This window comes from Massilia niabensis (genome assembly GCF_042655085.1).
GTDB lineage: Bacteria > Pseudomonadota > Gammaproteobacteria > Burkholderiales > Burkholderiaceae_D > Telluria > Telluria niabensis.
Window position 1 is genome coordinate 418,521 of record NZ_JBHSMU010000009.1, and the last position, 14,377, is coordinate 432,897.

The 14,377-nt window shown below is 57.7% G+C and carries 9 protein-coding genes, 1 tRNA gene and 1 pseudogene; 7 read left to right on the plus strand and 4 right to left on the minus strand.

Annotated elements, in window-relative coordinates:
• Positions 1–6 precede the first annotated feature (6 nt).
• Positions 7–2,073, plus strand: coding sequence for a M13 family metallopeptidase (locus ACFPN5_RS10075; protein WP_379782735.1), 2,067 nt, complete (start codon positions 7–9; stop codon positions 2,071–2,073).
• Between the two features lie 533 nt (positions 2,074–2,606).
• Here the strand turns inward: ACFPN5_RS10075 and ACFPN5_RS10080 are convergent.
• Positions 2,607–3,338: a hypothetical protein gene (locus ACFPN5_RS10080; RefSeq protein ID WP_379782738.1), complete on the minus strand. Its 732-nt coding sequence runs from the start codon at positions 3,336–3,338 to the stop codon at positions 2,607–2,609.
• A 281-nt stretch (positions 3,339–3,619) separates the two neighbouring features.
• Between ACFPN5_RS10080 and ACFPN5_RS10085 the strand changes: the two are divergent.
• A pseudogene (locus tag ACFPN5_RS10085) lies at positions 3,620–4,714 on the plus strand (IS3 family transposase).
• A 272-nt stretch (positions 4,715–4,986) separates the two neighbouring features.
• Here the strand turns inward: ACFPN5_RS10085 and ACFPN5_RS10090 are convergent.
• Both ACFPN5_RS10090 and ACFPN5_RS10095 read right to left on the minus strand, forming a co-directional pair.
• Positions 4,987–6,000, minus strand: coding sequence for a glycosyltransferase family 2 protein (locus ACFPN5_RS10090; protein WP_379782741.1), 1,014 nt, complete (start codon positions 5,998–6,000; stop codon positions 4,987–4,989).
• A 191-nt stretch (positions 6,001–6,191) separates the two neighbouring features.
• Positions 6,192–8,186 (minus strand): hypothetical protein, encoded by a 1,995-nt coding sequence (locus ACFPN5_RS10095; protein ID WP_379782744.1) that lies wholly within the window; start codon positions 8,184–8,186, stop codon positions 6,192–6,194.
• A 91-nt stretch (positions 8,187–8,277) separates the two neighbouring features.
• On the opposite strand from ACFPN5_RS10095, the gene ACFPN5_RS10100 reads away from it, so the two are divergent.
• Complete coding sequence (locus ACFPN5_RS10100) at positions 8,278–8,745, plus strand: hypothetical protein (protein ID WP_379782746.1); 468 nt, start codon at positions 8,278–8,280, stop codon at positions 8,743–8,745.
• A gap of 30 nt (positions 8,746–8,775) precedes the next feature.
• Here the strand turns inward: ACFPN5_RS10100 and ACFPN5_RS10105 are convergent, their stop codons facing one another.
• Positions 8,776–9,717 carry a c-type cytochrome gene (locus tag ACFPN5_RS10105; protein ID WP_379782748.1) on the minus strand — a complete coding sequence of 314 codons (942 nt, stop codon included), beginning with the start codon at positions 9,715–9,717 and terminating at the stop codon, positions 8,776–8,778.
• 234 nt (positions 9,718–9,951) lie between these two features.
• On the opposite strand from ACFPN5_RS10105, the gene ACFPN5_RS10110 reads away from it, so the two are divergent.
• From ACFPN5_RS10110 to ACFPN5_RS10125, 4 genes are all read left to right on the plus strand, one after another.
• Positions 9,952–10,027 (plus strand) — tRNA-Arg (locus tag ACFPN5_RS10110).
• Between the two features lie 161 nt (positions 10,028–10,188).
• Positions 10,189–12,030: a type I restriction-modification system subunit M gene (locus ACFPN5_RS10115; RefSeq protein ID WP_379782750.1), complete on the plus strand. Its 1,842-nt coding sequence runs from the start codon at positions 10,189–10,191 to the stop codon at positions 12,028–12,030.
• Positions 12,027–13,391, plus strand: a complete 1,365-nt coding sequence (locus tag ACFPN5_RS10120) for a restriction endonuclease subunit S (RefSeq protein WP_379782752.1) — start codon at positions 12,027–12,029, stop codon at positions 13,389–13,391. Before ACFPN5_RS10115 ends, ACFPN5_RS10120 begins: the two co-directional genes overlap by 4 nt.
• Positions 13,388–14,326, plus strand: a complete 939-nt coding sequence (locus ACFPN5_RS10125; RefSeq protein WP_379782754.1) for a DUF5655 domain-containing protein — start codon at positions 13,388–13,390, stop codon at positions 14,324–14,326. The genes ACFPN5_RS10120 and ACFPN5_RS10125 overlap by 4 nt, the downstream gene beginning before the upstream one ends.
• Positions 14,327–14,377: the final 51 nt, after the last annotated feature.

The window sequence follows — 14,377 nt, forward strand, 5'->3', positions numbered from 1 at the left end:
AGACACATGAAAAAACAATATCTGCTGAGCGCATTGACGCTGGCCCTGGTGGCGAGCGTTGCCAATGCCGAGACGACTGCTGCCGGCGCGAGTGCGAAGAGCGCCAAGGCCCCGGTCCTGTCGGCCGGCATCGCCACCGAATTCATCGAGCCATCCGTGCGTCCGCAGGACGACTTCTTCGAATACCTGAACGGCAAGTGGCTGAAAAACACCGAGATCCCGGCCGACAAGTCGAGCTGGGGCTCGTTCGCCAAGCTGCGCGACGACACGCTGCCGCAACTGCGCACGATCATCGAGCGCGCCGCTGCCGAAAAGAGCGCCGCCGGCACCGACACCCAGAAGATCGGCGACTTCTACGCCAGCTACATGGATGAAGCGCGCCTGGAACAGCTGGGCATCTCGCCCCTGAATGCCGAGCTGGCGAAAATCGCCGCCGTCAAGGACAAATCTGAACTGCCGGCCCTGCTGGCGCGCTACGTGAAACTGGGCCTGGACGTGCCGGTCGTGTTCTACATCCACCAGGACGCCAAGGATTCAACCAAATACGTGGCCGACCTGTACCAGGCAGGCCTGGGCATGCCGGATCGCGACTACTACCTGAAAACGGATGATGCCAAGCTGGCCGACGCCCGCGCCAAATATGGCCAGCACATCGAAAAGATGCTGTCCCTGGCCGGCGACAAGAATGCCGCCGCCAACGCCAAGGCCATCCTCGCTTTCGAAACCGAGATCGCCCGCGTGCAGTGGACCAAGGTCGAGAACCGCGACCCGGTCAAGACCTACAACAAGGTCGAACTGTCGAAACTGGCCGAACTCGCGCCGGGCTTCGACTGGAAGTCGTGGATGGACGGCGCCGGCATCAGCGGCAAGGCCTCGTATGTCATCGTCAGCCAGCCGACCTACCTGAAGGGCTTCGCGCAACTGGCCGGCAAGACGCCGCTGGACACCTGGAAGGCCTACCTGCAGATGCACCTGGTCGACGCCTACGCCAGCTACCTGTCGAAGGCCTTCGTCGACCAGCGTTTCGCCTTCTACGGCACCACGCTGTCGGGCGCGCCGCAGAACGAGCCGCGCTGGAAGCGCGGCGTCGGCGTCGTCGAGCGCGGCCTGGGCGAAGCGGTCGGCAAGCAGTACGTGAAAGAGCACTTCCCGGCCGAGCGCAAGGCGCGCATGGAAAAGCTGGTGGCCAACCTGCTGGCGGCCTACAAGGACTCGATCGATACCCTCGACTGGATGAGCCCGGCAACCAAGAAGGAAGCGCAAGCCAAGCTGGCCAAGTTCACCCCGAAGATCGGCTACCCGAACAAGTGGAAGGACTATTCGGCCCTGAGCGTCAAGCGTGACGACTTGGTCGGCAACGTGATGCGCTCGCGCGAAGTCGAGTACAACCGCGAACTGAACAAGCTGGGCAAGCCGATCGACCGCGACGAGTGGGGTATGACGCCGCAGACCGTGAACGCCTACTACAACCCGGAACTGAACGAGATCGTGTTCCCGGCCTCGATCCTGCAGCCGCCGTTCTTTGACGCGAATGCCGACGATGCGGTGAATTACGGCGGCATCGGCGCCGTCATCGGCCACGAGATCAGCCACGGCTTCGACGACCAAGGCGCCCAGTACGACGGCAACGGCAACCTGCGCGACTGGTGGAGCCCGTCGGACCACAAGAACTTCAAGGCCAAGGCCAAGATGCTGGTGGACCAGTACAGCGCCTACAGCCCGCTGCCGGGCTATAAGGTCAACGGCGAACTGACGCTGGGCGAAAACATTGCCGACAACTCGGGCCTGGCGATCGCCGCCAAGGCGTATAAAATCTCGCTCAAGGGGAAAAAAGCGCCGGTGATCAACGGCTTTACCGGCGAGCAGCGCCTGTACATGGGCTGGGCCCAGGTGTGGCGCACCAAGATGCGCGAGCCGGCCCAGATCGCCCAAGTGAAGACCGACCCGCACGCGCCGGGCCAGTTCCGCGCCAACGGCACCCTGAAGAACCAGCCGGGCTTCTACGAAGCCTTCAAGGTGAAGCAGGGCGACAAGATGTACCTGGCGCCGAAGGACCGCGTGATCATCTGGTAATAAGGAGGGTAGTGCTTGCAGCGACCTTGTCGTGTGCTGCCCCATGAAGTTGAACGCAACTTCATAGCTAGTGCGTCAAGGTCATTACGGGATGGTGTTGCCGCTAATCCTTTGCAAAAAGAGCGCGTGCCCTAAGTAGAATTTTCTACTTAGGGCACGGAAAGCTCCATCTGAAGACTCCCGCTTTACCAAAAGGCAGATCATCTTTATCCCAGGCAGGCCGAAGCCGGCAGCTCTATCGGGCGCTTGCCGCGAGCACGGCATTAGCAACGTCACCTTGTACAAGTGGTACTTCAAGTTCTTCGGCATGGGTGCTGTCGTTGATAGCACGACGAAATATAAGAGTTTGCACCAACTGGTTGTGGACCTAGGATCATGATCGATCCTGTGGTGCGTGGCGGTATCACGCCAGACAGAAACTGGAACTTGCCGCTCAACTTCTACTTTTAGCAAGCACTAAAAACGGGATTAATCGATGCCATGACCACCTCCAGTTCTCAACCGGAAGCGGACTTGATTTGGCATGGCAATAGTTAGTTTGGCTCTAAAACTAGCTCAGTTCCGCCTATCTGGAAGCCAATCTTTGTGCTGGAGAGACTGATATGTTTTAGCAAGGTATAGATGAGCGTAGCCGCACCGGTCATTTCGAGACCTTCTTCAATTGTGGTCAAAATGTTGTACATGAGATCGTCCTGGCGGTACAACTCGAAATATCTCCCGCTGACCATTTCCATGCCAAGACAGCCCCCAAAGTATAGGCATCCCGAGAAAAGTAACCAGCCGCGAGTTTGCGTCGGCAACCGAAACAGGAACCTCATAAAGAATAAAGCGACAACACAAACAATGATCATGCCAGGTACGACCCACCCGAAGTAGAGGAAACCTAGATCACCCCCGCCCAACAGCACGCGCATTGGAGGGCCTAGTTGTTCGTGCACTTGGAAGACCTCGTCGTAACCGAGAAACAGGAAGCCGGCAGCAAGTACAAACCAGAAGCGGCTATCGTTTTTCCTGTTCTGCTTGTAGGAGCGGCCAACAATTGCTGCTAAGACAGCACTGCTAATGAGCATGAACGCAGAAAAAAATGTCGGAACGTTGTTCTCAAGATTTACATTAAAAAGTTGTACCAGGCCGTAGACAGAATCACGCCCAAATTCGAGGCGGCTGATCTGTCCAAGCATGCTCGCGACAAGAAGAAGCGAGATGATTGCGGACAGCGCCCACGCAACACCATGAAGATTGATGGAAAACTTAGAACTGGACATGAATTTCTTTCGTATTGTCGTCACTTCTCTGCGATGACGTCAGCAGACGTACTGGTCCCGTGACCGCACGATTTATGACAGTTTTATGACAACAAATATACCTTAAGGGAAACTAGGCGTAAATCTACTAATAGCTTGTCTGTTGTTTTAATTGCAGCTTCGATAGGTCTCTCGTACTTATGACTGTGATGCACACACTATGGCATTGATCTTCCCCGACAAAACTGGACAACTTCCTAGATGAGCTTTGGTCCAACTTTTCCTTGGGAAGAAGGACGATCATGAAACGGAAACGCTTCCCAGCGGAACAGATTGTTTCGATTCTCAGGCAGGCAGAACTTGGCATGGCGGTGAGCGACATCGTGCGCCAGCTGGGCATATCTGAGCAGACGTTTTATCGCTGGAAGACGCAGTACGCCGGCATCCAGGTGGAAGGCGTGCGTGAACTGAAAATCCTGCAGGATGAAAACGTGCGGCTGAAAAAATTGGTGGCCGAGCTCAGTCTGGATAAAGCGATTCTGCAGGACGTCGCGTCAAAAAAGTCGAACGGCCCGCGCTGAAACGGGAAGTGGTGAAGTACATCGTGAGCCACTACGGACTGAAGCTGGCGCGGGCCTGCAGACTGATGAAGCAAGTGCGCAGCACCCAATATTTGCACAGCACGAAGGACCCGAAGCTGCTGTTGCGGCAGCGTCTGAAAGAGCTGGCACAGGTACGGTTGAGATGGGGATAGCGCCGCCTGCACGTGCTTCTTAAGCGCGAAGGGTTTCAGCTCGGCGTTTAATCAGACTTATCGCTGGTATCGTCTTGAGGAGTTGCAGCTACGTTCCTGGCGCAAGAAGAGAAGCAAGACGACCATGCCACGGCAGGCACGTATGCAGCCGCTGCGCGTCAATGACGCCTAGAGCATGGATTTCGTGGCCGACCAACTTGCCGACGGAACGAAGATCCGGCTGCTGACGATCAGCGATATCCATAGCCGGGAATCGCTGGCAATCGTCGTCGGTCATCGCCTGCGCAGCGAAGACATCGTCGCAGCACTCAATCGCATCGTCGAGAAACGTTCGGCACCGAAATGCCTGTTTGTCGACAACGGCAGCGAATTCTCGGAACAACTGCTCAACTCATGGGCGTACCACCACACCAAGATCGACTTCAGTCGCCTCGGAAAGCCGACCGATAACTGTTTCATCGAGACATTCAACAGCTTGCTACACGACGAAAGCCTGAATGTCCACTGGTTCGCGTCGCTGGCCGAGGCCCCGGCCGTCGTCGAAGCCTGGCGCCGGGATTACAATGAGAGCCGTCCCCACATGGCTCTCGGGAACCGGGCACCGGATACTTTCGCCCGGGAGATGGCACTTGAAAAGGCATGAAACTGGACCTTAACCTACCAAAATCTCGTCCCCAAAGTGTCCAGTGAATCCAAGCGGATTAAACTGACGCTAACTAAGCATCAAGCTGTGTCCGGAAATAGCGGGGCAAGATCACTGCCCTTTCCCGATATGCGTGGTTATTGCGTACTCGGCGGTGAACCATTGGTCTTGGCGCCGGCAGCACGTGGCATATGGGCATTATCGAATCAGCGCCATTGTGCGGCACACCTGATGGCTACCGATCCTATGATTCCGCGCGCTGGTCAAGCAACCTAGCGCGTTTGTGGGGGCGGTGCAGGTCGCACCGAGCAAGAGACAGCACGCAACATGCTTTTCGGGTCTTCGATCAGGTGGCTCAGAAAACTCTTGCGGCGCGATGGCGGCAAATTGCGCAGCGAGTGCAGGTAGGGGCCTAGTCCGAGGCGGGATGCCTGGTAACGAAGTAGCTTGGCACGCGCGTCCGCGAAATCCTTAAGCCTCGCACGCTGTCGCGCGTTAATCTGGATGCCGGCAGAGCCATCAAGTAATGCGAGGAAACCGGCCAGTTTATGTTGGGAGGTCTGCGCTGCGCTGCCTGGATGGGTCAAGTTGTCAGCATGGCGGTGTACGCAGGCCAAATTCTCAGGAACATAAATGAAATCGCCCCGTTCGCTGAGCTTGAGCCAGAACAGCCAGTCCTCACCAGTACGAAATTGTGCTGGCATGCCTCCAACGGCGAGAGCGTCAGCACGCCGAAAGAAGCTTCCGCTGGTCGGGATCAAACTAGCTTTGAGCATTGTGCTCTTAGCATCGCGTAACCGGTAGCGCGGGCTCCCTTGGTCCAGCAATTCGCACTCGTTTACCATATCGACTTTGCTACAGAACATAGCATCGGGGATTCTTTCTGTCGGGGTAATTTTTGTGCCTTCACCAAACGATAGTACGGCGCTTGGGTTGGAGTCGAGTGCCGCAGCCAGCTTGCCGAGCGCGTCGCCCATCTGTTCGTCGTCTGAGTCGACAAACGCAATGTAGGTGGTTTCGGCCAGTTCAATGCCGCGATTACGTGCCGGCGCAGCGCCACCGTTACGTTCAAGCGCTTCGACAACGACAGGAAACCCGGTTTTGGCGGCCCAGTCCCGCACTTTGATGACTGAGTCGTCCTTGGAGGCGTCGTCAACGACGATTACCTGCTGCGGCCAGATGCGTTGGATACGGATGCTCTCTAGCGCGCGCAGGATCAAATCAGAACGGTTATAGCAGGCCATGACAACCGTCACGTCGACCATCGGTGCGGCGTTATTATCCATCAGTATTCTCTTCCCAGTCTAGCACCGCTATGTAACCTCTAGTCGCAACGCGGTCTGTGTTAATAAGTGCCGCTCTTATAACACATTTTCCTTCTCACATTCAATATACAAATTACAATAAGCTGTAGACAATACAGTTAAAAAAAAGCCGAAGGGCTCCTGCCCTTCGGACTTTCTGTGCGTATGTTGGTTTAGCGCGGCAAGATCGCGAACTGTGCACCCTTTGAATAGTCTGGTTTGACCGGACGTGCTGCGAACTTGGCCCAGGCTTCGGCACCGCGAACGTTGCCGAAGCTTGCAGCGTAGGCAAGTGCCGGCTGCATGTTGGCCGGGTAACCCATGACCGAGGTGGCATAACCGTCCATCTCGCCGACCTTGAGGTTGAGCGCGGTGGCCATTTCGGTGCTGCCGCAGGCTAGAGTGACGTAGTCCGGGCTACTAGCCTTGAACGCCTCGGCCATGGTCTTGAACAGTGGGCTCGTTTCGGTCGCACGAACATTCATCTTATACATTGCCGCACCCACCCAACACGTTCCTTCACTAAGCATACGCTCGATCGGGAAGGTCGCTTTCCATTGGAGCAGCGGAAGGGCTTTGGTGTAACCCAATTCGGCTGTATGGCCAACAGCCGAGGTGAAAAAGTCGTCCTGCCACGGCGCTACGCCAAGCTTGCTGCTGTAGACAATGGCCGAACCGCTGGTAAGCACACCCAAGGCGTTAGCGCTTGCACCGCCATTCAAGAAATTGCTGTTATACCAGTCGAGATTATTCGTCAGGATGCGGTTGTAATGCTCTTTCAAGCGGTCGGTATCCGGCGTAATATATGCCGCTTCGGCTAAGGTACGCAGGCTCCACGCCTGGCTGCGTACCTGGTTTCTGTACAGCAAGCCTAGTATGTTGCCGCGGTAACCCGGGTTGCTCTGAAAAACGTTCCACATCGCCCAGAATTGCAGCTCTTCCAGGTAATAGTAATCACCCGTGACAAGGTAGGGCAGGTAGTTAAAATTGGCCTGGTGCGAGGTGTCGTGTGTGTAAGGCGTTGCACACAGCGTACTTGGGCAGCTTGGGAACTCTTCGTATTGACCAGTCGCCCGGTTCTTCGTATCGCCGCGGTTACCCAAAATCGTCATGTACGGAAAGTCGATCAAGCTAATCGGCCGGTCGGTATTCTTGTCGCGGTAGTGCATTGACCAGCTGCCAGCCAAGTCGGCAGTGCCGAGGGTGGCATCCTTGGCGCGCTTGTCCATGCTTAGCAGGTAACTGGTCGCCCAACTCGGCAGTAGGGCGATGTCGCCGCGTCCTCCCGTGGTCGCCATGGCCTTGACGGCCAGACCGACGTTCATCGGCTCGGTGACGACGCCGCTGAACTTGGTCTTGATAGCGGCCAGCTCGGATTCGGCAATCTTGACGCTTTGGTCGTAGTTCGGCACGGCGCGGCTGGCGATCAGGTACGCCGTGTTGTGCTTCACATAGGCTTGGCCAGCGTCGCCGCCCCACCAGAACACCTTGCGCCAGCGGGCGTGGTGCAGGTGGTTCAGCGCAGGCTTCGAATACACGAGCACGCCGCGCACCATGACTTCGGCGTCATAGGTGATGTTTTGCGGGTTCGGTTCGTAGGCCCAGGCGTTTTCGATGGTGACGTCGACGCGCGCCTTCTTGATGGCGTCATACCAGCGGATCGCGAACCGCGCGGTCAGGTGCGGGTGGGCGACGCCGTCGGCCGTCGTCAGCGGGGTTGAGACATGCCACTCGTTGGCGACCCCGCCCGACAGCCAGGTCTGGTAAGGGGCGCCAGTCTTGATCAGGTCGTCGGCCGATGCGTAGTACTTCACGCCAGCGATGGTGGCATGCACGGACGAGCTGAAGCCGTTGTTCAGGAGTTCCTGCGGGCCCAGGCCGGCAGCATGCGGGGCATTCGATTTCATCAGCGACAGCGTGCGGCCTTCGCCTGCGGCCAGGCTCGGGACGATGCCGGAAACCACACCATGGCGCACCGAACCGTCAGGGTGGGTCGCCTTGACGTCGATCTGCAGCGGGATGCTGGTGCCGTTGTCGAAACTGCCGACCAGCGAATCGGCCGGCATCAGGTGGCCGACGACAAACACCTGGCCAAAGGTCACCGGCAGGTTTTGCTGGGCGACGGCGGAAGTGTTCTCGACGCGGACGTTTGTGACAACGCCGAACACGCTGTAGGTCGTGACCGTTGGCGTAGTCGCAGTGGTAAGGGCAGACGCGACCGGCTCGGAGACAACGACCGGCGCCGTGACCGGAGGCGCCGTGGTGACCGCGACGGGCGTGCCGTCTGTGGTCGTCGCGCCGGCAACTGGCGCGGTGCCATTCGTGGTCAGCGAAGGGGAGGTCGACACGGTAGATGCGCCCGGGCCGGTCGACGTCGCCGGTGCCACGCTTGCATTCGAGTCTGCGCCGCCACCGCCGCAGGCGGCAAGGGTGGTACCGAATACCGCGATTGCGGCGATTCGCATTGCAAAGTTCTGGAGTGGGAGTGTCATGGCCGTCTTCAAAGAAGTTACTGTGGGGAATAAAGTATTGCCCCAAGGAATTTCTGAAGATTACGCCAAAGCAAAATTATTGAACAGATGTAGGAAGGGTCCTACTCAATATTTTTTTCAAATACAACACAACATTGTCGGATGTTTTACGAAGATTATTCGCTATATAAGCTTCTTATCTTTTTTTTATGTTCCAGTCTCTACAGGTTGCAGAACAAAAAAAACCGCCCGATAGGGCGGTGGGTGACCTGAAGAATGACTTCGCTCAACGCGACGATGCCACCATGAAGTCCACGGCGGCCTTGACATCGGCGTCCGGCGCGCTGGAACCGCCTTTTGGCGGCATCACGCCGGCCTTGCCCTGGTAGCCCTTGATCGCGTGTTCGTACAGCACGGCATTGCCTTGCTGGATGCGCGGCGCCCAGTTGGCCTTGTCGGCCAGCTTCGGCGCGCCGGCGATACCGGCGCCGTGGCACGCAATGCAGGCGCTGTTGTAAAGGGCCTTGCCGGCGTCGGCGCTCGCGACGGCCGGACCAGCAGCGGGGGCGGCGGCGGCCGGGGCAGCCGGGGTTGCCGACGTGGCGGGCGCCGTTGGGGTGGCGCTGGCCGGGGTACCGGCAACCGGCGAGGCCGTGGCTGCGTTCACCGCAGCCGGCGCAGCGGCGACTTCGGTTCCCGCAGCCGGGGCCGCGGCAGGGGCGGCCGGCGCTGCCGGTTCCTTGAACTTGGCGCCGCTCTGGTTGGCCATGTACACGACGGCGCGTTCGACTTCGAGATTGTCCAGGTCCGGGTTGCCGCCCTTAGCCGGCATGGCGCGGATGCCTTCGATGGCATGCTTGACCAGCGTGTCGTAGCCCTGCGCGAAGCGCGCGGTCCAGTCGGCGGCAACACCAGTCTTTGGTGCGCCGGCGGCACCGGTGGCGTGGCAGGCAGCGCACACGGCGGTGTAGACCGCGCCGCCCGCTTGCAGCACCTTCGGCGCATTCGCGTCGATCAGCGTGAAGCCTTCCTCCGCGACTGGACGCATGCGCGCCGCGATCGCTTCCGGCGCATTGCTGTTGGTGCCGGCGCCTTCCAGGCTGTCGCTGGTGACAAACACGACCAGCAGGATGATGCCGATGACGATTACCAGGAAGAAGCCTGCGACTACGCCGATCAGTTGCTTGGGCGTCCGGATAAACGATTGTTCATTGTGTGCGTCGCTCATGATTTCCTTAATACGATTAAAAAAACCTGCTACCCGGCGCTTGTGCTTTCTGCATGACTTTTTGCAAAGGCCGCCAACCGGCGATTATAGTCTCAAAAGATTCCGCATGGCACATGCATTGTGAGGGAGTTATACCTTTCCATGGACGCGGACCGCGAAAGACGGTATCCTTCGCATCGCTCAGGCGTTCCGCGGGGAGTTTTCCCGGTGGAGTTCCTCGACAAGTTCCCCCGTGCGGCTGTAGCTCAGTGGATAGAGTATTGGCCTCCGAAGCCAAGGGTCGCTGGTTCGATCCCAGCCAGCCGCACCATCTTTTCAAGTACTTACCTCAGTAACCGAGCTCGGCACTAGTCTGCTGGGTTACGCCTGGGTTACTTTCCCGCTGATTTCCCGAACTTCTCCGTGCCGTCGATGACTGGAGATGTTAATGTTTCGATTTAGCAAAACTAAATTCGATTAGTCGGGAAACAAATGAATCAGCAAGCGTTGTCGTCCTTTATCTGGTCAGTCGCGGACCTTCTGCGCGGCGATTACAGGCAGAGCGAATACGGCAAAGTCATCCTCCCGTTCACCGTGCTGCGCCGGCTTGACTGTGTACTCGAAGCCACAAAGCCAGCCGTGCTGGCGGAATTCGACGCCAAGACCAAGGCAGGCCTGAACCCGGATCCCTTCCTGCTCCGCAAAGCCGGCCAGAGCTTCTACAACACCTCGCAATTGAACTTGGTCAAACTGCTGGGCGACCAGGACCATATTCGCCAGAACCTCTACGCGTACGTGCAGGCGTTCTCGCCCGCAGCACGCGACATCTTCGATCGCTTCGACTTCTACACCCAAGTCGAGCGTCTGGCGAAGGCCAACCTGCTTTACCTCGTCACCGAGAAGTTCGCCAATATCGACCTGCACCCGGACGTGGTGGACAACGCCAGTATGGGCCACGTTTTCGAGGAGTTGATTCGGAAGTTCGCCGAAATATCAAACGAGACCGCGGGGGAGCACTTTACCCCACGCGAAGTCATTCGTCTGATGGTGAACCTGCTGTTCATCGAAGATGACGATGTGCTTACGCCGGGTAATGCGGTGGTCCGCACGATCTATGACCCGACAGCCGGCACTGGCGGCATGCTGTCGGTAGCGGGTGAATACCTGCTAGAGCACAACCCGCAAGCGCGACTGACCATGTTCGGCCAGGAGCTCAATGACGAGTCCTATGCCATCTGCAAGGCCGACATGCTCATCAAGGGCCAAGACGTGGCCAATATCGTTCCTGGCAATACTCTAAGCGACGACGGGCACGGTAGCCGCAAGTTCGACTACATGCTGTCCAATCCGCCGTTTGGCGTGGAGTGGAAGAGGGTTGAGAAGGCGGTACGGCAGGAGCACGAGCAAAAAGGATTCGACGGCCGCTTTGGACCAGGTCTGCCGCGCGTGTCCGACGGCTCCATGCTGTTCCTAATGCACCTGCTGTCGAAGATGCGCCCGGCGCAGGAGGGCGGCAGCCGCTTCGGCATCGTGCTCAATGGTTCGCCTTTGTTCACCGGCGGTGCCGGCAGCGGCGAGAGCGAGATCCGCCGCTACGTGCTGGAGAACGACTTGGTGGAGGCCATCGTCGGCCTGCCCACGGACATGTTCTACAACACTGGCATTGCAACCTATGTCTGGATTCTGTCTAACAAGAAGCCGGCAGACCGTAAGGGCTATGTGCAACTTATCGACGCCAGCAGCTTCTGGCAGAAGATGCGCAAGAGCCTGGGAAGCAAGCGCAAAGAGATGAGCGACACGCACATCTCCACCGTCACGCGCCTGTTCGGGGACTTCACCGAGGCCGAACTCGTCACCGTGTTTGATACCGCTGGCATCGCGTTGACCGAGCCGCAGCTCGTCACTGGCACAGAAAATAGACCGGTCGCGCCAGAGGGGGGCAAGCTCAAGCGCGTGCCCATTTCGCGCATCTTCAGGAACGAGGAATTCGGCTACACCACGGTCACGATCGAGAGGCCATTGCGCGACGGTGCCGACGAGCTGGTGCTGGGCGTGAAGGGCAAGCAGAAGGGTAAGCCACAGCCTGACAGCGCGCTGCGCGACACCGAGAATGTGCCGCTGACCGAGGATATTCGGGCCTATTTCGAGCGCGAAGTGCTGCCTCACGCGCCCGATTCTTGGGTTGAAGAAGAGAAGAGCAAGGTCGGCTACGCGATTCCGTTCAATCGCCACTTCTATGTCTTCGAGCCGCTGCGCAGCCTGCATTCTATCGACGAAGAGTTGAAGGCTGTCTCGGCCAACATCATGAAGATGCTGGAGGAGTTGGCGGAATGAGTTTGCGGCGATATGCAGAGTACAAGGCTGGCGGTTTTAGCTGGGCGGCGGAGTTGCCTGCTCATTGGAGTACTGCGAACCTGAAGTGGCTGTGCCACCGGTACTCGGGAGGAACGCCAGATAAGAACAAGTTAGAGTTTTGGGAAGGCGGCACTATTCCCTGGCTAAACTCAGGTGCTGTAAATGATGGGCGTATATATGAAGCTTCAGCTTACATCACCCAAAAGGCCTTCGAGAATAGCAACGCGAAATGGATACCTCCAGGTGCGCTTGTTATGGCGCTAGCAGGGCAAGGCAAGACCAAAGGTATGGTTGCTCAGCTGATGTTTGCGTCCACGTGTAACCAGTCCATGGCGGCAATCGTTCCGTCTGAGCGAATTGATGCAAGATGCCTCTACTGGTGGCTCGTTTGCAACTATCAAAATATTCGGAATATGGCCGGGGGAGACCTCCGCGACGGCTTGAATCTTGACTTACTGGGGACGATACCCTGTCCATTGCCCCCACTTGCTGAGCAAATGGGCATCGCCGCCTTCCTTGACCGCGAAACCGCCAAAATCGACGTGCTTATTGCCGAGCAGGAAAAGCTCATCGCCTTGCTGGCCGAAAAGCGCCAGGCCATCATCTCGCACGCCGTGGCACGCGGCCTCAACCCCAACGTCCCGATGAAGGATTCTGGAGTGGAATGGCTGGGGGAGGTGCCGGTGCATTGGGAGGTCGCGGCTCTCAAGCGATACTGGAGTGTCACGGACTGCAAGCACATCACAGCCGAGTTCGTGGACGACGGCTATCCATTGGCAAGCATCCGGGAAGTACAGTCCAGATTCGTTTCACTTGATACTGCCAAGCGAACGACGCGCCACTTCTATGAGCAATTGATTGAAGGTGGCCGAAAGCCATTACCCGGCGACCTCATCTTCAGTCGCAATGCTACTGTTGGTGAAGTCGCTCAGGTCAACGAGCTTCATCCCCCTTTTGCTATGGGACAGGATGTGTGCTTGCTACGCCCACTTTATGAGGATTGGTCCAGCGATTTTATGCAAGCTGTGATTCGCTCAAGCATCGTTGTCGAGCAGTTGAAAAATATTATGGTGGGTTCGACGTTCAAACGAGTGAACGTGGAAGAAATCCGTAACTTGCAAGTGCCAGCACCGCCACCCGATGAGCAGGCAAAGATTGCGGAGTTCATCATCAACGAAACCAACAGACTTGACCTCCTTAAGACCGAAGCTGAGCGGGCTGTGAACCTGCTCAATGAACGCCGCTCTGCCCTCATCACCGCCGCCGTTACCGGCCAAATCGACGTGCGCGGTACTAGGCCGCAGGCTGCGGCCGCAAGCTTGGACGCCATCGCCGCATGAGCGACATCCAACTCTTCCGTCTGCATGGTAGCGGCGCCGTAACTGAACTTGCCAGCCAAGCTGCACCATTGGAGAAGACCCTGCAGACCCTCATCGAGGGCCAAATGGAAACGTTCTTGGGCGTGCGCTTCCTCGCCAGCGAATACGCCACCGGCAAAACGCACAAGGGCCGCATCGACTCCCTGGGCCTGGACGAGAATGGCTGCCCGGTCATCGTTGAGTACAAGCGCTACAGCAACGAGAATGTCATAAATCAAGGCCTGTTCTATCTCGACTGGCTGCTGGACCATCAGGCTGAATTCCGTTGGCTAGTAATGGAAAAGCTAGGCAAGGAAGTGGCCGAGCGTATTGAATGGAGCGGTACGCGCCTCTTGTGCATCGCTGCCGACTTTACGCGCTACGACCAGTATGCGGTGCAGCAAATCCCCCGTAACATCGAGCTTATCCGCTACAAGCTCTTCGGCGATGACTTGTTGTTGCTGGAGCTGGTGAACACCCAGAGCGTGCCCGATGCGATGGCCACAAAGCCTCAAGCGGCCGCTGAACAACCCCTCGAAGCTGCGCAGCCCAAGCAGGGCGGCAAGGACAAGTCGCTAGACGAGCAACTGCAGCAGGCCAATCCCGAGATTAGTGCCCTGTACGCGCAGACGATCGACTTCCTGAGCGCGTTAGGCGATGACGTGCAAGAGAAGCCCCTCAAGCTCTACATCGCTTTCCGTCGCTTGAAGAACTTCGCCTGTGTGATCGTGTATCCAAACCGCTTGCTCATCACACTCAAGCTTGAGCCAGCGACGGTGGCACTGGAAGAGGGCTTCAGTCGCGACGTTAGTCAGGTGGGTCATTGGGGCACTGGCGACTTAGAGCTGTGCCTGCGAAACGTTGCGGACCTTGAGCGTGCAAAGCCGCTGCTTCAGCGCAGCTACGTCGAAAACTAAGCGGCTATCCGACGACAAATACGCCAAAAAATAAGACGAACAAGAGGGACA